Below are 20,566 nucleotides of genomic sequence, written 5' to 3'. Positions count from 1 at the left end.
ATAGGAGATTGATTAATATGAAACTAGGTTTAATTGGATTAGGAAAAATGGGATTCCCATTAGCTGAACACTTATATGAAGACAAGCATGAAGTAGTTGTATACGATGTAAATAAAGAGCTTGTTGAAAAGGCAGGAAAACTAGGAATTACTGCACGTCATACATTAAAAGAAATGATCGCTGAACTAGAAGCTCCTCGTACAATTTGGGTAATGGTGCCTGCAGGAGAAGTTGTAGAGTCAGTACTAAAAGATGTTTATCCGTTATTAGATGAAGGTGATATCGTTATTGAAGGCGGAAATTCATTCTATAAAGATACGTTACGCCGTGCTGAAGAAGCAAAAAGCTTCGGATTACATTATGTAGATATCGGTACATCAGGCGGTGTAGAAGGAGCTAGATACGGTGCTTGCTTAATGGTTGGTGGAGAAAAAGAAATTTACGACCAATTAGAACCTTTATTTAAAGATTTAGCAGTAGAAAATGGCTATTCTTATGCTGGCCGTGTTGGTAGTGGTCATTTCTTAAAAATGGTTCATAACGGTATTGAGTACGGCATGATGCAAGCAATCGCTGAAGGATTTGAAGTACTAGATAAGAGTGACTTTGATTTCAATTATGAAGATGTTGCAAAAGTATGGGCGAATGGATCAGTTATCCGTGGTTGGTTAATGGACTTAACTGAAAAAGCATTTGCAGAAGATCCGAAACTAGATGGCATTAAAGGTGTAATGAACTCTTCAGGAGAAGGAAAATGGACTGTTGAAACTGCACTTGAACTTCAAGCTGCAGCACCAGTAATCGCTATGTCATTATTTATGCGCTATCGTTCTCAGGAAGATGATACATTCCATGGAAAAGTAGTTTCAGCACTACGTAATCAGTTCGGTGGACATGAAGTTGTGAAAAAATAAGGATGTTTTTGAAAAGAAACTTGTGCATAAGCGCAAGTTTCTTTTTTATAGTTTAAGAAATTACTAATTTAAAAATACCAATCAATCATCGTTTTTTTGTCACAAATGACAGCTTCAACGTTCATTGAATGAACAATATATTCTATATTTTCTTCTTTAGCTAATAATAAGGTTGTAAAGGAATCGAATATACTCATAAACGCATACTCATTATCTTCGCCAGTAATAATTAACTCATTATTGCTAATGTCCCAAATATCTAATGGAGTAGTATTATTTACCTCTAATAATCCGTTTGTATCAAGAATTGGTTCAGAGAAATATAAATTTTTTGCACCTTTAGAACCGAGGAGTTTAAGTAATTTATGTAATAAAAATATAGACGTATAATCTTCTGTTGGATAATAAAGATCTTTTTTTTAGTTTGAATATAGCTTTTCGGCTAAATCCTCTCTTTTATATTCTTCTGTATAAGCACCAATGGAAGTCAACATGGCCATTGCTAATTCTGCGTATGAATGTAATCCACTATAAGACATCATTTCCTTCCAAGAAACGGATTTCCCATTATGAATGATTTCTTCAGCGCTAGGATAGATGTGCTCATATAGTCTTTTTCTCACAGACTTTTCCCATCCTAAAGGCATTTGGACAAAAGGGTGTAGCAATATAGCTGCAGATTTAAAGGTGCTTGGTAGTTGTTCTAAAATTGGTGATTTGTCATCTAGCCAAATGTAATCCAACAAAATATAACCTCCTCTTAGACTTTGAAATGTACGGATTCCCGCATTATGTTTTTTTGTATTGATTGTATCAAATATAAAGCGCTGCATGAAATATATCTCAACATAAAAGTAAGAATAAATAAAATGAAGTTTTCATAAATAGTAAAAGGGTGCTTATGTCATCAGTATAGCTAAGAAATGTTGTTACATATGAGAAGAGCGTGTTAATAAAATATGAGGTGGTTAAATGGGAAATGAGCAAGTGAAGTCTGTAAAGAAAGAAAAAAAGTTATGTCTTTGTATGATCGTCAAAAATGAGTCTAGAATTATGGAAAGATGTTTAAATGCAACAAAATCAATTGTAGACTTTGTTTCTATTTGTGATACTGGATCGACGGATAATACGCCTGAAATTATTGAAAATTGGTGTAAGGAAAATGAGATACCTGGGACGGTTCATCATGAGCCGTTTAAAAACTTTGGTTATAACAGAAGCTTAGCTGTTTCGTTAGCGCAAAAAACATACCCAGAAGCAGATTATTTATTAATATTAGATGCGGATATGATTTTAGAGGTTGATCCGAATTTCGATAAAACGAGCTTAACGGAAGATCATTATCTTACATTACAATATGATGTTCATATTAAATATTGGCTTACACGTCTTTTGAAAGCTTCTTTACCATGGAAATCTGTCGGTGTTACTCATGAGTATTGGGATATAGATCGTTCAAAAGTTGGAGCGAATTACAATACGAGGGTAGCTCGGTTAGAGACTCTTGTCGTGAATGATCCCGGAGATGGCGGGAGCAAAGCTGATAAATTTGAAAGAGATGAGAGGTTGTTGTTACAAGGAATAAACGACCCAGAAACAACGCCAGATTTGCATATAAGATATTTATTTTATTTAGCTCAGACTTATTTTCATTTAAGTCAATTTGAGAATTCAATTAAATGGTATAAAAAACGAGTGGAAGCAGGAGGATGGGTTGAAGAGGTATTCTATTCGTTATTGCGAATAGGATTTTGTTATGAGCAGTTAGCAAATCGTTCAGCAAATAAACAAAATGAAGTGACAGATGCTGATGAAAAAGAAACTGTTAAAGGGCAAGAAGAGCAATATTTAGCATTAGCTGTTTTTTATTTTCAAAAAGCTTGGGAATATAGACCAACCCGGGCTGAACCATTATACCAACTTGCAAGGTTGTATCGATTACGATCTCAAAACAATATTGCTTTGATGTATGCTCTGCAAGGGAAGGAAATTCCTTTTCCAAAGGATGATCTACTATTTGTAGATTATCATGTGTATGATTACTTATTTGACTATGAAATTTCTATTAGTGCTTTCTATATACCTCATAAAAAACATTTAGGGGCGGTGTCGCAAAAGTATTTGGAATCGATAAAAGAAAAGATTCCATTTCATATAGCAAATATAGTAGAGAATAATGCGAAATTTTATTAAATACATTTTCGATTAAAGGAGTAGTGGAGTAATCATGGAATTAATGCGATGGGCGATTGAACTAGGAGAATCGGTGCATGGAAATACGTATGAAGAATTGATGCCACTACTAGACTATTATTATGATCGTGATCATTTAAAAGCGTATTGTATCGCAAATCTTCTTTTAAACATGGATGTATTAGATGAGGACCGGGAAAGAATCGAATTAAGAAGATGCATTGCTGCTTATTATGCTGGATTATATAAAGTAGCAAGAAAACATGCAAATGAGTTGGTACTTAAACATCCAGATGTAGATTTATATAAAAATAATTTAAGATTAATGGAAGTTTATTTGAATAAAGAATATGATTATTGTCTTTTTATATGCCCAAAGACATACGGTAGTTTCATAGATGTTGCGCGAGCTTTAAAGTGGCGGTTGGAGCAGGAGGGAAATACAGTAATTATATCAGAAACAATACTGGAAAATGTAAAGAATACAGTTGTTTTTGGAGCACATACATACGCATATAACCCGAACCTTCTTCCGAAAGATGCAATTGTTTATAATTTAGAACAGCTATACGAAGGAAGTCCATATGCGCACCCCCTTTATTTAATATTATTAAAAGATAGAGTGATTTGGGATTATAGTAAACAAAATATAGAATGGCTTAAACAAAAAGGGGTAGGAAAAGAAATAAAACATGTAGAAATGAACTACGCTCCAACTTTGGAAATAAAAAAAGATGCGTTTGAAGATGAGATTATTGAAGATATTGATATTCTGTTTATAGGTGCTCTTAATCCGAGGCGACAAGCTATTTTTGATCATCTAAAAGCGATTGCCCCGAATTTAAATATAGTTTTTAAAAATAATGCGTGGGGAATTGTTAGAAATGAATTGATTGCTAGAGCTAAAATTATATTAAATATTCATTTTTATTTATCAGGAATTCTTGAAACACCTCGCGTGTCTTATGCAGTCGCAAATAAGAAATTTATTATTTCCGAAAATAGTAATCCAGAAGATGAGGTAGAGTGGCCAGGAATTGTGTTTACTCCGTACGAAAAAATAATTGAAAACGTAATGAAATATATAGAATTACCAGAAGAACGGAAAAGATTAGCGGAAAAAGCATATAATCATTTTGAAGCAAATGAAAGTTTAGGTACATTGAGCATGAGAGATGAATCAAAGTAATTGTACGAAACTCATACGAAAGTATGAGTTCTTTTTTGTTTATCATACTATTTTATGAAACAAGTTAACTCTTTATATTGTGTTTTGTATAGAAATTTCTGATAATATATAAGTAGAACTTGAAAACAAAGGGGAGAAATAATCATGAAACTAGTCGTTATTAACGGTACACCAAGAAAATTTGGTAGAACTCGCGTGGTGGCAAAATATATTGCGGATCAATTTGAAGGGGAATTATATGATTTAGCAATTGAGGAGTTACCTTTATACAATGGAGAAGAGTCGCAACGTGATTTAGAGGCAGTAAAAAAATTAAAAACGTTAGTGAAAGCTGCGGATGGGGTTGTATTATGTACACCAGAATATCATAATGCGATGAGCGGTGCGCTGAAAAACTCTTTAGATTACTTAAGTAGTAGTGAATTTATTCATAAACCAGTTGCGTTGTTAGCGGTTGCTGGTGGCGGTAAAGGTGGAATAAATGCATTAAACAGCATGCGAACGGTCGCTAGAGGTGTTTATGCAAATGCAATTCCAAAACAAGTTGTGCTTGATGGATTACATGTGCAAGATGGTGAACTTGGGGAAGATGCAAAACCATTAATTCATGATGTAGTTAAAGAATTAAAAGCATATATGAGCGTATATAAAGAGGTGAAAAAACAACTAGGAGTGGAGTGATATGTCCTCACTTTATCATGATTCTCGTTTGTATTACATTCTAGGAGCCAATAGTCTATCTGCTATTGGTTCCGGAATTGTTATGATAACGATTCCTTGGCTGTTAATTAAAGAGAGTGGAGGAGAGACAACATTTGGTTATGTTTCTATCATTGCAACCCTCATTATGTTTTTATTAACATCATTCATTGGGCAAAGTATTGATCGTTTTTCAAGAAAATCTTTATTGCTATGTAACGAAGGAATCGGAATAGCCGTAATCGGAATAATGGTTATATGGGGATTTGCTGGGCAACCTTATCATTCTATTCACTATATTCTTATTTATATAGCCGGATCATTCTACTATTTATTATTTTATCCTACAATATTTGCGTTCAACCAAGAGATATTTCAAGCAGAACATTATAAAAGTTTAAGTGGAACGATGGAAATACAAGGACAGTTAACACAAGTTATTTCTGGAGCGGCCGCGAGCTTCTTAATTGAAATTGTATCTTTGAAGTGGATTTTGTTAGTAGACATGTTAACTTTTGCTGGAGCATTTTTTCTTTTCTTATGTATACCGTACGTAAAGAAAAAAGAAGTGAAAAGAAAAATAACATTTAAGAAGCAATTGTTTGAAGGAATTCACTTTATGAAAAAACGTCCTAAGCTCTTTTGGTTCTTACTGGCCACTTATATGCCGTTTATAGGTGTTATGATGGCAAATTATTTAATACCAGTTTATATTTCGGATATACTTAAAGCCAATGCCTCTGTATACGCAATAGAGGGGATGATGTACGGTGTTGGAGCGGTTGTTGCAGGAATCTGTATTCCACTCATAATGAAATATGTAAAAACAGAAGTTTCAATCGTTATGACGATGTTCATTTATGTAATTTCAATTACCGCAATGATTATTGAACCTTCCGTAATTTTCTTATATGGACTTGCAATTTTTCAAGCAGTTGGAAATGCGGGTACAAGAGTGGCGAGAAATGTATTGATGATGGAGGAAATTCCAAACGAAGTAATGGGACGTGTAGACAGCTTATTTCGCCTAATTGGTACTGGAATACGAATTGTATTATTAATGCTGTTTACAGCGGGTGTATCTAAAGCCGGAGTAATGCTTCCGTTTTACGTATTAAGCTGCATATTGATCTTCTCATTAGGAATCGCTATTTATTATGTACTATCACAACGTAAAGTAGCGGCGAATGTTTCTAATAAATCAATCGTTTAAAAAAACACTTCTGCCTCCCTTTCTTTTTCTATATAATAAAAAGAAAGGGAGTGCAAACTTATTTATGAACAAATGGATCTTTCTTATCATTTTATTATTACCGCCACTATACATCATTTATATGACGTTTCGAATGAACAAAGTTGCTCGTGAAAAGTTGAGCTATCACTCTCCGTACGTTCTTATACTGGGTGCAAAGTTATTTGGAGATAGACCGTCTTTATCTCTTCAAAATCGTTTGGATGTAGCGTTGGAATATTTATTTTCCCATCCTGAAGCGAAAGTAATTGTTTCAGGTGGTCAAGGAGAAGATGAAGATATACCGGAAGCTCACAGCATGAGAAACTATTTAATGGTACACGGTATAGATGAGAGTCGTATTTTAATAGAAGATCAATCTACAAATACGTATGAAAACTTAAAGTTTAGTATGGATTTATATAATGTGAAACATGCAGTAGTTGTAAGTAATACGTATCATTTATATCGAACGAAAATAATTGCAAAGCGTTTAGGCATGAAGATGGAGGCACTAGCTGCTGAAACACCAATTCGTTCTAAGAGAAAAATGTATGTTCGCGAATATGCTGCTATAATGAAAACAATATTGTTCGACCGTTAGAGCTCAAATGTGAGCTCTTTTTTAATTTAAAAGCGTATCATTTGAAATGAATGCCATATTCCATCAAAATAAAGGAAACAACAGTAAAGGAGTTGTATTTGTGATTCAATTTAATCATGTGTCAAAATCGTATGAAGATGGCACGAAAGCAGTGGATTCATTGCATTTAGAAATTAAAAAGGGAGAATTTTTTGTTCTCATCGGTCCGAGTGGTTGCGGGAAAACAACGACAATGAAGATGATTAATCGTTTAATCGAAACGACTGAAGGATCGATTTTAATCGATGGAAAAGATATTCAACAATATAATATAAACGAATTACGTTGGGATATAGGATACGTGTTGCAACAGATTGCTTTGTTTCCTCATATGACAATCGCTGAAAATATTGCAGTTGTTCCTGAAATGAGGCAATGGAGCAAAAAAGAAATTAAAGCACGCGTCGATGACTTGTTACATATGGTTGGATTAGAGCCGGATATATATCGAGATCGTATGCCTGATGAATTGTCAGGAGGACAAAAACAACGTGTCGGTGTCGTGCGAGCATTAGCCGCAAACCCGAAAATCGTTCTTATGGATGAACCATTTAGTGCGTTAGATCCATTAAGTAGGGAACAGCTTCAGAAGGATATTGTACAGTTGCAAAAAAAGATTCAAAAAACAATCGTGTTCGTAACACATGATATGCAAGAAGCATTATCACTTGGAGATCGCATTTGTATTATGAAAGAAGGAAAAGTTGTTCAACTAGATACACCAGAAGGAATTATACATAATCCGAAAAATGAATTTGTAGAGGAATTCATTGGAAATCGTGGGCGAACTTGGTATGAGGGGAAAAGTGTAGCAGATGTATTGCCGCTTGATCAAAGTGTGCAATTAAAAGGGCAGGCGCTATCATTACATTCTTCTTTACAAGAAGCGTTAGTTCGTGTGCGTGATGAGGAGGTCGTTCCAGTTGAAAAAAACGGTCAATATATTGGAGCGTTAACAAGTCGTCACATTGTCAATTACATTGTTGAACAAATGAAGGAAAGAGGCTAAACAGTGACTAATTTTATACAAACGTTCCAAGAACGAAAAATAGAATTACTAACTGCATTAAGTGAGCATTTACAAATATCGCTTATTTCATTATTTTTTGCAGTAATTATAGCGGTGCCACTTGGCATCTTATTAACAAGAAAAGAACGAATGGCTGAATTTATAATAGGAACTTCTGCAGTAATGCAGACAGTGCCATCACTTGCATTACTCGGACTATTAATTCCATTAGTAGGAATCGGAAAACTTCCAGCGATTATCGCATTAGTTGTGTATGCACTATTACCTATTTTACGAAATACATATACAGGAATAAGGGAATTAGATGAATCTTTAATAGAAGCCGCGAAAGCTATGGGGATGAATAGTTGGAGAAGATTGTGGAAGGTAGAACTTCCTCTTGCATTGCCTATCATTATGGCTGGTATTCGTACAGCGATGGTATTAATTGTTGGAACGGCTACATTAGCAGCTCTCATTGGTGCAGGTGGGCTCGGTAAGCTTATACTATTAGGTATAGATCGAAATGATCATGCGCTTATCATTTTAGGGGCCGTACCAGCCGCGTTACTCGCTTTATTCTTTGATATAGTACTTCGCATACTTGAACGACCGAAACGCTCTTCTAAGCGTGTTATATTGACGATATGTATTGTTTGTATAATGATTGCTTCTCCATTTCTTTGGAGTACAGAAAAGAAAGATATTGTTATTGCGGGCAAACTTGGATCAGAACCTGAAATTTTAATTCAAATGTATAAGCAGCTTATTGAACAAGATACAGATTTACACGTACAATTAAAACCAGGTCTTGGGAAAACAGCATTTGTATTTGAAGCGTTGAAATCAGGAGAAGTAGATATATACCCAGAATTTTCAGGAACAGCTTTATCTACTTTCGTGAAAGAAGAACCAAAGAGTACAAACCGTGATGAAGTATATGAGCAGGCTCGCATTGGAATGGAAAAGAAATATAATATGATTATGTTGAAGCCAATGGAGTATAACAATACATATGCACTAGCCATGCCGAAAAAAATAGCAGATCAAAAGAATATAAATACAATTTCTGATTTAGGGAATGTTGCGCAGGAAGCCAAAGTAGGATTTACATTGGAATTTGCTGATCGTGAAGATGGTTATAAAGGAATGCAAAAATTATATAACTATAAGTTCTCGAATGTTAAAACGATGGAGCCGAAGCTGCGTTATAGCGCAATTGAATCTGGAGATGTTAACGTAATTGATGCATATTCAACAGATAGTGAATTGGAGCAATACGGACTGAAAGTGCTAAAAGATGATAAAGGGTTATTCCCACCTTATCAAGGAGCACCATTATTAAGAAAAGAAACGTTACAGAAATATCCTGAACTTGAAAAGGTATTAAATAAATTATCTGGAAAGATTACAGATGAAGAAATGCGAAAAATGAATTATGAAGTTAACGTAAATGGTAAAAGTAGTGAAGAAGTCGCAAAACAATTTTTACAAAAAGAGAATTTACTTCGTTAAATTTACAAGAAATATACAAATTTATATGTTTGAAATGACCGTTCATTACAAAATGAGCGGTTTTTTTGTGCATACTTATACATTTTTTCAAAAAAGTATTCCATTTTTGCTCATTTTCTTTTAGAATAAGTAATGTTTTCCTGAAAAAATATAAGAGAAACGTCTATTAGAGAAAAAGGTGACTTTAATAGTTGAACGAACATAACACCTAGAATGACAGATGGGGTGGTACAAATAGAAAAGAAGTTAGGATTTTTTCCATTAATCGCATTAGTAGTTGGAACAATGGTTGGTGGCGGTGTTTTTAGTTTACCGCATGATTTAGCAGTAGGAGCAAACAGTGGTGCAATAATAATTGGCTGGTGTATTACAGCGATGGGAATGATTCCCCTTGCGCTCGTATATCAAACGTTAGCAAGACAAAAACCGGAACTTGAAGGTGGAATTTATAGTTATGCACGTGCTGGTTTTGGTGAATATATTGGATTTAATAGTGCTTGGGGATATTGGCTAGCAGGAATCTTAGGTAATGTCGCAACAATTATGTTACTGTTTAGTACATTAGGTTATTTCTTTCCAATTTTCAAAGGAGGAAATAATGTTGCGTCTATCGTTGGGGCATCACTTTTATTATGGACACTTCATTTTCTAATTTTATTTGGGATCCGTGAAGCTTCTATTATGAATGTTATCGCAACAATAGGGAAGTTAGTTCCAATCGTTTTATTTATTGTTGTAATGGTAACAGCCTTTCGCTGGGACACATTTACACATGATTTTTGGGGAGAAGGAACGATCTCACTTTCCGCTATACTTGGTCAAGTGAAAAATACAATGCTTGTAACACTTTGGGTTTTCATTGGAGTTGAAGGAGCGGTTGTATTATCTGGAAGAGCGAAGAATAGTCGAGATGTTGGAAAGGCAACAGTATTGGGACTTATTTTAGTAATGTCCATTTATATTTTAATTTCTGTCCTGTCAATGGGAGCTATGACAAGAGGCGAACTTTCTGTGTTAGAAACCCCTTCAATGGGGCATGTATTAGAGCACGTTGTTGGTCCATGGGGTGCAGTTGCGATTAACATCGGATTAGTTGCTTCACTTGTCGGTACATTAATTGGCTGGTTTTTACTTGTTTCTGAAATTTCTCATGTAGCAGGAAAAGATGGCGTATTTCCGAAAGTCTTTACGAAAACAAATAAAAAGCAAACACCGCACATGGCATTATGGATTTCCAATGGTGTTGCCCAAATTATATTTATCATCGTTTTGTTTTCGGAATCAACATATCAAATTATGTATTTCATTGCATCAACATCAATTTTATTACCATATTTATTATCAGCGTTATTCCAATTTAAATTAGTCATTACAAACGAGCTAAAAGACGCAAAATTAAAAAACGGAGCGTTGGCTTTAATTGCTTCTATTTACTCTGTATGGCTTCTTTATGCAGCTGGTTTAAAGAATTTACTACTCGTTTCAATTGTGTATGGAATTGGAATTATTGTTTACACGTTTGCAAGAAAAGAACAAGGGAACCGTTGCTTTGTAGGTGCAGAGAAGTATGTGATGTGGGTAATTATTGTTGCGGCTATCACATCCATATATATGTTATTAACTGGAAATATAAAAATGTAAAAAGTCCTTTTCATTTAAAGGGCTTTTTTCTTTGTTTAGAGAATATTTACTACATAAGATATTCAGGAGGGATGAGAATGGAAGAAAAAGAACAGTTGTCTAGAATAATTGATTTAGCTAGTGAGTTAAGGAAAGTATTAGTGCAAGAATCTTTTTTTAATCATCATCCTGAACTAAGAGGAGTCATTGAAAATTTAGCAAGTTCTGTTGAAAATTTGGCGGAATTACAAATAAGTAAAGATGAAAACGCTGAAGATCGATTACGTTACGTACTTGCGAAAATGAAAATTGCTCATAATGCAATTTTACAGGAGAAAAAAGCATTTCCTTCTCATTAATATAAGTTTTTATTTTGAACCTGGCGGATAACGTCAGGTTTTTTATTTCTAGTTTTTCGTTTCTTTCATACACTAAGAATAGTATGAAAAAAGAAGGTGACTAAGGTGAAATTACATAAAGCTCTTCAGCCAAGTTTTATAAAACGAATGTACTATATGAGATTTTTAGGGAAATTTACAAAAGCTGAGAAAGAGAAGAGTGGAGAGAATTTCTTTGTACAATGCTTATCGCCAATACCATTCACTTTACAGGAACAATTTACAAATGAACCATATGTATTTGAAGGGTTATGTAGCAATAAAAAGAATGAAAAAATCTTTTCGGAATTAAAGAAGAGGAAATTAGAAAAGCAACTAGTAATGTTTCGTCTTTATTATGAAAGAGGAAATGTATACGTGGAGTTAATATGTACAGAAGAACCGAAAGAAATAGCAAGCAGCTATAAAATGATTCCGGCACCTAAAGTTACAAATAATAAAAAAAGAGAATCTTTAGAACGAAAACTTAGCAACGGTTATTTATCATTTCTTATGCCAAAATTTCCGAAAGACTTTGAGCCTCCCGAATTATTGTGGCACGATGGAAGACTTTACGGAAACATATCCCTAAAGTCATCAATTAGCTCAATCGCCTATTTTGAACAGAAACGTGAATGTAAATATATAAACTGCAGTGACTGGACGAAGTATGTAGAAATAGCGGTAGAAGATCAATTATATTTTGTAAGTGATTATGTGTATGAGCAATTAAAAAAACGAATGCATGAAGAAGGTAAGCTAGTTGAAGTAGAGGATATAAAAGTACAAAAAGATGAATGGGAATGGGATGAGCGTGAATCGTCTTTTTTACAGTATGTACAAAGTATGGTGCATAATAAAGGGTTATATTTGGATGAAACGGATATTTATAATTTCCATATAAGTGTAAAAACAAATATGTTAACGATTCTGGGTGGTATACCGGGCGTTGGGAAATCACGGTTTGTGCAAACTTATGCAGAAGCATTAGGGTTACAGTATGGGGAAGAGTTGGTTTGGATTCCGATTTCGCCATCGTATCAAGAACCACATGATTTACTTGGTTACCTTCATCCAAATGGTACTTTTATTGAAAGTGAAACGAAGTTAGTTAGGACGTTAATGAAGGCGAAAGAAAATCCAAATCAACTGTATATAATCGTTTTTGATGAAATGAACATGTCTCATATTGAGCATTGGTTTACTCCGTTTCTATCTGTTCTTGAACTTGAAACAAAAAATCGTATTTTAAACTTGTATGAGGGTGTACAGGATATAGAGAATTCAATTCCATCAACAATTGAAATTGGAGAAAATATTATATTTGTAGGTACTGTGAATTTTGATGAAACAACAAAAGAGCTCTCTGATCGATTATTAGATCGAACGAACCTAATAACGTTACAGAAAATTCCGTTTTGTGAGATGGACATGGAACAGGGGAAAGTCGTATTACATCCACCTTTGAAAGTAACAGCGGGAGAATTTCGGATAAATTGGATGAGAAATAAAGCGATGATTGAAGTGTTTTCTGAAGAAGAATTAGAGCTATTAGATAAGTTGCATGTCGTATTGTCATCACATGACGCGTCTAAGGGAATTTCTTTCCGATGTGCAAATGCAATTGCGACTTATTTGCAAAACATACCGTTCCAAAATAATCATACCTATATGATCAGTAGAGAAGAGGGGTTTGATTTACAAATAAAGCAGCGTGTATTGACGAAAATCAGAGGGACCGAAATGATGGTTGGGCCTTTACTTTCTGAAGAAGCAAAAAGGGGGGCGACCTTAGTACCTCTTTTGCAATCTGCACTTGCAAACAGAGTATCTACATTTGAACACTCTTTAGCATATATACGAGAAAAACGTAGAGAACTGGAGCTGTATGGATATGCAAAATGAAGGGCGTTACGAAACAAAAATTGTTGATACGAATGAAACGCTCCCTTTTGTATTAAAGTTAATCATTGGAAATGAGGGGAAAGGAGATTATATTTTATTAAATCGTCTTTGTACATCTACTACAGCATTAGTTCAATGTATTTATAAAGTACAAGAATTAAAACCAATAAGATTGCAGTACAATTATGAAATTCCAATGAATATTACTTTTATATGGAATAAAGTATATGAGGGACAGAAAAATATAAAAGAGGCTCAATATGAAATAAATGAAAAAAAACAAAGAGTATTAATATATGAACATGGGAAAACAGAATTCTTTTATCCATGGCGCTGTGGTTTATACCATTTTGAAGTGCGTATAGAAGATACAACGTATTATGGCGCATTTCAAATCGTACCGAAAAACTTTTTTGATGATCAATTTGAAATGATTCAAGACTATGTGAAGTCAATTTTAAATGAGTTGATTTTGGATAGAGGTTACTATAAAAAGACCTTCTCTGCACTTAGCGATATTGAGGATTCTTCTTATTTAGTGTTACTTAGAAAGTTACACCAAAAAATGAAAATGATAAAGCAAATCTTTAAGAAAATAGAATCAAGCTCAAAATTTATAAATGAATATAAATGGGAAGGAAAAGAGCGAAGGCCAACAAGAAAAGGAACTATAGTGGCAGAACGAAAACCTTATGCCAAACATTATAATCGTAAGTTTATGGAACAAAAAAATAGTAAGGAAAATGCATTTCTTAAATATAAAGCGATGCAATTTTATCATTATTTAATTGAAGCAAAAAGTTTTTTACGTCAAACAATTGAAATCTTAGAAAGAGAAAAAAAGAAAAAATCAGAAGAGTTTCAAGCCGTAAAAACGATTATACAAACAATTGAGCGTAATGGATCGGTAACTGATAGAGAGAAGCAAAAATATAAAAATATACATTTACTAAAAGAAGCCGATTTACGAAAGAGCTCAATGAAAATACAAGAATATAAAATATTGGCGCATATTGTGCATGAAAATGTACAATACTTTCAAATGTTAATGCATTCTTCGTTTTGGAGGGAAGTTACTGAAACAGGTAACATGAACTTACATGATTTACCGATACCACATCAACAATTACTACATCATTTAGAAGTACTCCCGCAATATACGGATCAATCTCCATCGTTATTATTTGTTTATAAGCCAACGTTTTTAGTGTATGAATATTACGCTTTTTTTATCGTTATTTCAATTTTAGAGCAAATTGGTTTTGAAGCTAGAAACTCTATCCGTGAACAAATACAAGAACATTTTTATGTAGATGGATTACAAGATGGCACGACAGTAGTTTTAGAACAAGATGATATAAAGGTGCATGTTGCATTTAATGACTTAATTGAAACACATCCTCTTATTGCATTAAGTAAAGGTAGTAATTTTTACAATGGTGAGGATACGAAGAAGCCAGATATTCGCTTAGACTGTTATGTAAAAGAAGATGGGAAATACGTATATAAATCTTCTATTATTATTGAAGTGAAGTATAGTCCAATGTACAATATTTTTCAGCACGTCGGAAATACGAAAGCAACTGAGCAAATGTATAAGTACTGGTCTATAAAGTATGTAGAAGAACAGGATGGAAAGCGAGTCTATTATCGAAGGTCAATTTATGAAGTCATTTGTGTATATCCAGGAAGCCATATGCATAGTAAAAAAATTGAGTCTGGATGCGGTGTTTTCTTGCAGTTATATCCATATAAGACGAAACAAGGGGAAGAGAAATTAGCTGGAAAACATGGGATGGTACAAATTTTTGAAAAATGGTTAAAAAGCATTAAGAAGTAAAAGAAATCCTTTTTCATAAAGGATTTCTTTAGATTAAGAAGAATTATATGCTGTATGGAAAGAAACATAATGTAATTTAGATTTGAAAAGTGCTACAAATGTGTTATTAAAAGGAATGTGAGCGCGGGATAAAAGTCGATTAACTTGGAATCTAATTCATTTTGCAGAATATAATAAGTCATAAATATTTTTAGTTGCATACGAAGATTTGTTCTTATATGATAGATAGTGAAAGCGTTATCAAAAAACAGAGCGGCGATGGGAAAGGCGGTTAAATATGTTCCAGCGTGTTCAAACAAAGGAAGAACATTTTGGGTTCGAGCAACTATGGGGAGATTTTTGTGAAGAAAGAAACTTAATGTTCGTAGAACGTAATTTAAATCCATCACGATTTTTATTAATAGAAGATGAACATCCTATTGGTACAGTAGAATGTATTAAGTATACGGTACCTGAACAATCAAATTCTGAGTTTTTCTATCCGTTTTCTAAAAATGATTTAGTAAAAGATTTGAAGAATGTATATGAAATAGGCAAGTTAAGTATTTCGAAAACGTCTCGTGGGAGAGGACATTTCAAAAGGCTAACAGCTATTTTATTTATACATGCGTTAGAAACAAAAGCTGAATGGTACATTGCAGCAGTAACAAAAAGAATGTATATGTATTTACTTACACTTGGTTTTCCAATTGAACCAATAGATAATCCTTTTCAGTTTCATGATACTTTACAAGGTGTACCAGTAAGAATTCATGCTCGAAAAGGGGTTACGCATTTGTATTCTTTAAAAGAATTTCGTGATGTGATTCAAGGGAATGCTCATGCACAGGCATTAATTGCAGAATACAGTAAAAATATTATGTTAACGAAATAAAGCGAAGTGAATATGTATAATAAAGAGAATAATATTTATATAGGATATAACTCTTCATTAAAAAAGACCCTTATTATTTTAATAAGGGTCTAAAAATTATAATCCAAATATACTAAAAATCATTTTGCGGCGCTTTGGTTTCTTTTCTCGTTCATATGTTGGTTTTGAATCAGGAGTAATATAAATGGGTTCTTCTTTCGTTAGGGCAGCTTCTAACTTTTGAATTCGCTCTAACATTTCCTCCATTTCACGACGGTGTTGTAAAAGTTGGTACGTGACGACATCATTTGCCTTATCTTGCATTTGTTCTTCCATTCGATCAAGTCTTCTCGTAATAGTGTTTAATTGATCAGCTAATTGCTCAAAATCATTGGGTAATATGTTTTGAACAATTGTATTAACTTGAGTTTTTAATTCCTCAACTTCATTTGAGGAAGCCTTTTGAGTAGATTGAGAATTTTGAGATTGCTCTATTTGAATTCGATGGTGTTCTAACATTTGATCGACATCCTCTTGTGTGAAAATAAAGTGGCCATATTTGTTTTTCTCTATCGTAAGATTTAATTGTTGTGCGATCCGGACAACAGCCTTTGGGCTAACACCTAATTTCTTTGCGATAAATGGTGTTTTATATTCCAAAATAATCCCTCCTATATATATCCTGTTGAATGATTTCGAGCTATGAAGTAAGTTCCCTTCTAGTGCGACAAAAGAAGTGTGGAATCGGCAAAGAAAGTGTTTTTTCACGAAATTGAGTTGAGAAGAATAGTTCGTTTAAATAAAAATGTTTTATTGTAACATTTAGAATAATTTGACTAGTGTAAATGAATTAGATTATCATAATGATAAATATCTTTTTTATGTATGCATATAATATATAAAAAGGTGGTTGCTAATGTAGAATTTTGTTAGAGTATTAGAATGCTTACTTCACTTGAATAAAATTAAGTAGGAGGTGGCTTCCTTGCTTACAAAGTAAGTAAGGAAAAGTATTTGGACATATATAGTATAAGTATAGTGATTGTTTTAATTGCTTTAACGGCATTTTTCGTTGCAGCAGAATTTGCAATTGTTAAAGTGAGAAGTTCACGAATTGACTATTTAATTGCAGAAGGAAATAATCGTGCAACATCGGTCAAAACAGTCATTACAAACTTAGACGAATATTTATCTGCTTGTCAGCTGGGAATTACTGTTACAGCTTTAGGAATTGGGTGGTTTGGTAAACCTGCGTTAAAGCAAATGTTTGATACGCTTTTTGCAAATTGGAATATCTCTACTCAACTAGCAGACATTTTTGCTGTAATTTTAGTGTTTTTGTTAATTACTTTTTTACATGTTGTAATAGGTGAATTGGCCCCAAAAACATTAGCAATTCAAAAATCTGAACAAGTGAGTTTACTTGTTTCTAAGCCGTTAATTTTCTTTTATCGTATTGCATTCCCATTCATTTGGCTATTAAATGGTTCAGCTCGAATCATTACGAAGCTGCTAGGGCTGAAACCGCCGAAGGGACATGATGAGGTTCATTCAGAAGAAGAATTACGGTTGTTAGTTTCAGAAAGTTATAAAAATGGTGAGATTAATCAATCTGAATATAAATATGTGAATAAAATTTTTGAATTTGATGATCGCATTGCAAAAGAAATAATGGTACCTCGAACTGAAATGAATATTATAAGTAAAGAGATGCCTGCTGAAGAAGCTTTGCAAAAAATGTCTCGTGAAAAATATACAAGGTATCCAGTTGTTGATGGCGACAAAGACCACGTAATAGGTTTTGTGAATTTTAAAGATATTTTTACTGAATTTGTACAACATAAAGCTGTTAATAAGAAGACAGTAGAGCAATATATGAGACCAATTATTTTAGTTATCGATTCTATTCCAATTCATGATTTGTTTTTAAAAATGCAAAAAGAAAGAACACATATTGCTATATTGATAGATGAATATGGTGGAACATCTGGACTTGTTACTGTTGAAGATATTCTGGAAGAAATTGTTGGAGATATTCAGGATGAGTTTGATACGGATGAGCAGCCAGAAATTCAAAAGGTTAGTGAAACGAAGACGATACTAGAGGGAAAAGTACTTGTTAGTGAAGTGAATATGTTATTTGGTTTAGGGATTGATGATGATGGTGTTGATACAATCGGTGGTTGGATTTTAACGAAGAATATAGAGATTGCTGAAGAGGATTCCATTGAAATTGAAAATTATAAGTTTTGTGTGAAAGAATTAGATGGACATTATATAAAAAGATTAGAAGTTACAAAGATAGTAGAATCGATTGTTATTTTAGAAGATGAAAAACAAATTTCGTTACAAGAGCAAATTAGCTCGTAAACTCTGCTATATAGCAGAGTTTTTTTGAGCATAATGTTTTTTGAGGGATAAGGGCTATGATACAATGACATAAGTCAAACCTTTCACTAGGTGAAGTATTGTTGTATACATATATTTGGAAGGAGAAGAAGTATGAAAAAGCATTTATATATAAATGGAGATTGGAAATCTGTAAACACGTATAAATCATTATATGCACCATATTCTGAAGAAACATTAGCGGAAATTGCACAAGGCACGGAAGAAGATGTAAAAGAGGCTGTTACCGCTGCAAAAAATGCAATGACAAAAATGAATACATTATCTGCATATGATCGTGCGACTATTTTAGAGAAAGTTGCACAAAAAATGGATGAAAGAAGAGAAGAATTTGCAGAGATTATTGCAAAAGAAGCTGCAAAACCAATACGTGCTGCAAGGGGAGAAGTAGATCGTACTGTTCAAACATACAAATTTGCAGCTGAAGAAGCGAAGCGTATATATGGTGAGACATTGCCATTAGACGCCGCACCTGGTGCAGATGGGCGTATTGCATATACAATCCGAAAGCCGATTGGGGTTATAGGGGCTATTACACCATTTAATTTCCCATTAAATTTAGTAGCGCATAAAGTTGGACCAGCAATCGCTGCCGGAAATACAGTTGTATTAAAGCCAGCTGATCAAACGCCATTATCATCTTATGCATTAGTTGAGTTATTTGAAGAGGCAGGATTGCCAAATGGAGCTTTAAATATCATTTCTGGTCCTGGCTCCACGGTTGGTGAGGCAATCGTCAAAAATGATTACGTTGCTTCTATTACTTTTACCGGAAGTCCAAAAGTTGGAATCGGAATAAAACAAAAGGCTGGGCTAAAACGAGTTACGTTAGAACTAGGCTCAAATGCTGCTGTTATCATTGATGAAGATGTAGAGTTAACAGATGAAATAATTGAACGTGTAAAATGGGGAGCATTTGTTAATAATGGGCAAGTTTGTATTTCAGTACAACGTGTTTTTGTACATGAAACGAAAATGCATGAATTTCTTTCGAAGCTAAAGAAAGCAATGGAATCAGTTGTTGTTGGTGATCCACTGCTTGAGGAAACGGATGTATCAGCTTTAATTTCAAAAAGAGATGTAGAGCGAATTGATATGTGGGTTCAAGAAGCAATTAAGGAAGGAGCAACTGTTTTATGCGGTGGTAAGAAGCGGGATGCAAGAATTTTTGAACCGACTGTATTAACAAATGTTCCAGATCATGTATCTGTGCAGTGCCAAGAAGTATTCGGTCCACTCATGACAGTAAATACATTTAAAGAATTTGATGAAGCGATTGAACAAGTAAATAATTCGCGTTACGGCTTACAGGCAGGTGTATTCACAAATAATTTATTTAAAGCAATGCGTGCAATTGATGAGCTAGAGGTTGGTGGTGTCATGATTAATGATATCCCAACGTTCAGAGTAGATCATATGCCTTATGGTGGTGTGAAAGAAAGTGGTACGGGGCGTGAAGGAATTAAATATGCAATAGAAGAAATGACAGAAATGAAATTAGTATGTATTAAAAAATAAAATAGAAAAACTTAAAACTTGCACTAAAAAACGAGTAGGAAATGTTTACGATTCCATACTCGTTTTTTACGCTGCTAGTAACTATTTAATTAAGTGTAACTTTTACTTCATTTCTTGTTTGAAAATAGTATCTTCTACATAAATTTGTTCTTTATCTACAGCAGTAGCATGAGTTAATACTAAACCGATGGGTGTTTTTGTATCTTTATTTTGAACAATTGTAAAAGGAACATTTTTTTCGTTTGCTAATTTAATGTATTTTGATAAATGTGGGTAAGCAATGCCACCATTTAGGAGGAGTTGTAATGATTGAGAAGGGCGCATGCTACCCGCCACTTCAGAGTATACATTACTTTGCATTACTTGACCGATTGTTAAAGCGATTTCCACACGCTCACGTAATGTAGTTAAATACATATTACGTTCTTCTGGTTTGTTTTGCTTTTGGCCGTAAATGCCTTCTTGGAGATAATCTTCCACATTTTTATTTACCATATTTTTCACACCTTTCATTTTCTATTGTACGCAAGAATTAAAAATGATGCAAAAAAGTCGTTTTGATTACGGAAATAATGAAAATATGTGAAGGAAAAAGGGGATTTGCATACAATTAGTTAAATAAGAAAGAAAAAATAATTTTATCAACAGAAA

Annotated in this window: 17 protein-coding genes and 1 pseudogene; 15 read left to right on the top strand and 3 right to left on the bottom strand. The window is 33.7% G+C overall.

Going from position 1 to position 20,566, the window contains the following annotated elements:
* Nucleotides 1–17: 17 nt before the first annotated feature.
* Nucleotides 18–914 (top strand): phosphogluconate dehydrogenase (NAD(+)-dependent, decarboxylating), encoded by an 897-nt coding sequence (gene gnd, locus QO049_RS14170; protein ID WP_000765995.1) that lies wholly within the window; start codon nucleotides 18–20, stop codon nucleotides 912–914.
* A 68-nt stretch (nucleotides 915–982) separates the two neighbouring features.
* On the opposite strand, the pseudogene QO049_RS14165 reads toward gnd, so the two are convergent.
* A pseudogene (locus QO049_RS14165) lies at nucleotides 983–1,747 on the bottom strand (DUF2711 family protein).
* Nucleotides 1,748–1,886: 139 nt separating this feature from the next.
* Here QO049_RS14165 and QO049_RS14160 point away from each other — a divergent pair.
* The 12 genes from QO049_RS14160 (at nucleotide 1,887) to QO049_RS14105 (ending at nucleotide 16,009) form a co-directional block, all read left to right on the top strand.
* A complete protein-coding gene (locus QO049_RS14160; protein WP_000526236.1) occupies nucleotides 1,887–3,107 on the top strand; it encodes a glycosyltransferase in 1,221 nt (406 codons plus the stop codon).
* Nucleotides 3,108–3,141: 34 nt separating this feature from the next.
* On the top strand, nucleotides 3,142–4,296 hold the full coding sequence (locus QO049_RS14155; RefSeq protein ID WP_113304399.1) for a CgeB family protein: 1,155 nt from the start codon (nucleotides 3,142–3,144) through the stop codon (nucleotides 4,294–4,296).
* A gap of 144 nt (nucleotides 4,297–4,440) precedes the next feature.
* Entirely contained in the window at nucleotides 4,441–4,977 is a 537-nt protein-coding gene (locus tag QO049_RS14150; protein WP_000780355.1) for an NADPH-dependent FMN reductase, read from the top strand.
* A 1-nt stretch (nucleotide 4,978) separates the two neighbouring features.
* The gene (locus QO049_RS14145; protein WP_284489304.1) at nucleotides 4,979–6,208 is read left to right on the top strand and encodes an MFS transporter; all 1,230 of its coding nucleotides are present in this window, start codon (nucleotides 4,979–4,981) and stop codon (nucleotides 6,206–6,208) included.
* 64 nt (nucleotides 6,209–6,272) lie between these two features.
* Complete coding sequence (locus QO049_RS14140; RefSeq protein WP_001045713.1) at nucleotides 6,273–6,830, top strand: YdcF family protein; 558 nt, start codon at nucleotides 6,273–6,275, stop codon at nucleotides 6,828–6,830.
* Nucleotides 6,831–6,930: 100 nt separating this feature from the next.
* Nucleotides 6,931–7,878 carry an ABC transporter ATP-binding protein gene (locus QO049_RS14135; RefSeq protein WP_048567968.1) on the top strand — a complete coding sequence of 316 codons (948 nt, stop codon included), beginning with the start codon at nucleotides 6,931–6,933 and terminating at the stop codon, nucleotides 7,876–7,878.
* Between the two features lie 3 nt (nucleotides 7,879–7,881).
* Nucleotides 7,882–9,393: an ABC transporter permease/substrate-binding protein gene (locus QO049_RS14130; RefSeq protein WP_098286844.1), complete on the top strand. Its 1,512-nt coding sequence runs from the start codon at nucleotides 7,882–7,884 to the stop codon at nucleotides 9,391–9,393.
* Nucleotides 9,394–9,606: 213 nt separating this feature from the next.
* Entirely contained in the window at nucleotides 9,607–11,034 is a 1,428-nt protein-coding gene (locus QO049_RS14125; RefSeq protein WP_144502072.1) for a basic amino acid/polyamine antiporter, read from the top strand.
* A gap of 77 nt (nucleotides 11,035–11,111) precedes the next feature.
* Nucleotides 11,112–11,372 carry a hypothetical protein gene (locus QO049_RS14120; RefSeq protein ID WP_000391445.1) on the top strand — a complete coding sequence of 87 codons (261 nt, stop codon included), beginning with the start codon at nucleotides 11,112–11,114 and terminating at the stop codon, nucleotides 11,370–11,372.
* A gap of 105 nt (nucleotides 11,373–11,477) precedes the next feature.
* Nucleotides 11,478–13,295 carry an AAA family ATPase gene (locus QO049_RS14115; protein WP_000766197.1) on the top strand — a complete coding sequence of 606 codons (1,818 nt, stop codon included), beginning with the start codon at nucleotides 11,478–11,480 and terminating at the stop codon, nucleotides 13,293–13,295.
* Nucleotides 13,285–15,135: a hypothetical protein gene (locus tag QO049_RS14110; RefSeq protein WP_246962641.1), complete on the top strand. Its 1,851-nt coding sequence runs from the start codon at nucleotides 13,285–13,287 to the stop codon at nucleotides 15,133–15,135. The genes QO049_RS14115 and QO049_RS14110 overlap by 11 nt, the downstream gene beginning before the upstream one ends.
* A gap of 277 nt (nucleotides 15,136–15,412) precedes the next feature.
* Nucleotides 15,413–16,009: a hypothetical protein gene (locus QO049_RS14105; protein ID WP_000487795.1), complete on the top strand. Its 597-nt coding sequence runs from the start codon at nucleotides 15,413–15,415 to the stop codon at nucleotides 16,007–16,009.
* A 96-nt stretch (nucleotides 16,010–16,105) separates the two neighbouring features.
* On the opposite strand, the gene racA is transcribed toward QO049_RS14105, so the two are convergent.
* Complete coding sequence (gene racA, locus QO049_RS14100; RefSeq protein WP_284489303.1) at nucleotides 16,106–16,648, bottom strand: chromosome-anchoring protein RacA; 543 nt, start codon at nucleotides 16,646–16,648, stop codon at nucleotides 16,106–16,108.
* 354 nt (nucleotides 16,649–17,002) lie between these two features.
* Here racA and QO049_RS14095 point away from each other — a divergent pair, with 354 nt between their 5' ends.
* On the top strand, nucleotides 17,003–18,358 hold the full coding sequence (locus tag QO049_RS14095; protein ID WP_284489302.1) for a hemolysin family protein: 1,356 nt from the start codon (nucleotides 17,003–17,005) through the stop codon (nucleotides 18,356–18,358).
* 132 nt (nucleotides 18,359–18,490) lie between these two features.
* Nucleotides 18,491–19,915, top strand: coding sequence for an aldehyde dehydrogenase family protein (locus QO049_RS14090; RefSeq protein WP_144502071.1), 1,425 nt, complete (start codon nucleotides 18,491–18,493; stop codon nucleotides 19,913–19,915).
* A 102-nt stretch (nucleotides 19,916–20,017) separates the two neighbouring features.
* Here QO049_RS14090 and QO049_RS14085 read toward each other — a convergent pair whose 3' ends face one another.
* A complete protein-coding gene (locus tag QO049_RS14085; RefSeq protein WP_000247557.1) occupies nucleotides 20,018–20,410 on the bottom strand; it encodes a YueI family protein in 393 nt (130 codons plus the stop codon).
* Nucleotides 20,411–20,566 lie beyond the last annotated feature (156 nt).

Source organism: Bacillus sp. RB3, assembly GCF_030164735.1.
Lineage (GTDB): Bacteria > Bacillota > Bacilli > Bacillales > Bacillaceae_G > Bacillus_A > Bacillus_A cereus.
Note: the sequence above shows the minus strand (reverse complement) of the source record. Positions and strands in the feature narration are given on the sequence as shown.

What these genes read in the sequence shown, in the direction of transcription:
- gnd (WP_000765995.1), top strand. Translation starts at nt 18, where the DNA reads ATGAAACTAGGTTTAATTGGATTAGGAAAAATGGGATTCCCATTAGCT.
- QO049_RS14160 (WP_000526236.1), top strand. Translation starts at nt 1,887, where the DNA reads ATGGGAAATGAGCAAGTGAAGTCTGTAAAGAAAGAAAAAAAGTTATGT.
- QO049_RS14155 (WP_113304399.1), top strand. Translation starts at nt 3,142, where the DNA reads ATGGAATTAATGCGATGGGCGATTGAACTAGGAGAATCGGTGCATGGA.
- QO049_RS14150 (WP_000780355.1), top strand. Translation starts at nt 4,441, where the DNA reads ATGAAACTAGTCGTTATTAACGGTACACCAAGAAAATTTGGTAGAACT.
- QO049_RS14145 (WP_284489304.1), top strand. Translation starts at nt 4,979, where the DNA reads ATGTCCTCACTTTATCATGATTCTCGTTTGTATTACATTCTAGGAGCC.
- QO049_RS14140 (WP_001045713.1), top strand. Translation starts at nt 6,273, where the DNA reads ATGAACAAATGGATCTTTCTTATCATTTTATTATTACCGCCACTATAC.
- QO049_RS14125 (WP_144502072.1), top strand. Translation starts at nt 9,607, where the DNA reads ATGACAGATGGGGTGGTACAAATAGAAAAGAAGTTAGGATTTTTTCCA.
- QO049_RS14120 (WP_000391445.1), top strand. Translation starts at nt 11,112, where the DNA reads ATGGAAGAAAAAGAACAGTTGTCTAGAATAATTGATTTAGCTAGTGAG.
- QO049_RS14110 (WP_246962641.1), top strand. Translation starts at nt 13,285, where the DNA reads ATGCAAAATGAAGGGCGTTACGAAACAAAAATTGTTGATACGAATGAA.
- QO049_RS14105 (WP_000487795.1), top strand. Translation starts at nt 15,413, where the DNA reads ATGTTCCAGCGTGTTCAAACAAAGGAAGAACATTTTGGGTTCGAGCAA.
- QO049_RS14090 (WP_144502071.1), top strand. Translation starts at nt 18,491, where the DNA reads ATGAAAAAGCATTTATATATAAATGGAGATTGGAAATCTGTAAACACG.
- QO049_RS14085 (WP_000247557.1), bottom strand. Translation starts at nt 20,410, where the DNA reads ATGGTAAATAAAAATGTGGAAGATTATCTCCAAGAAGGCATTTACGGC.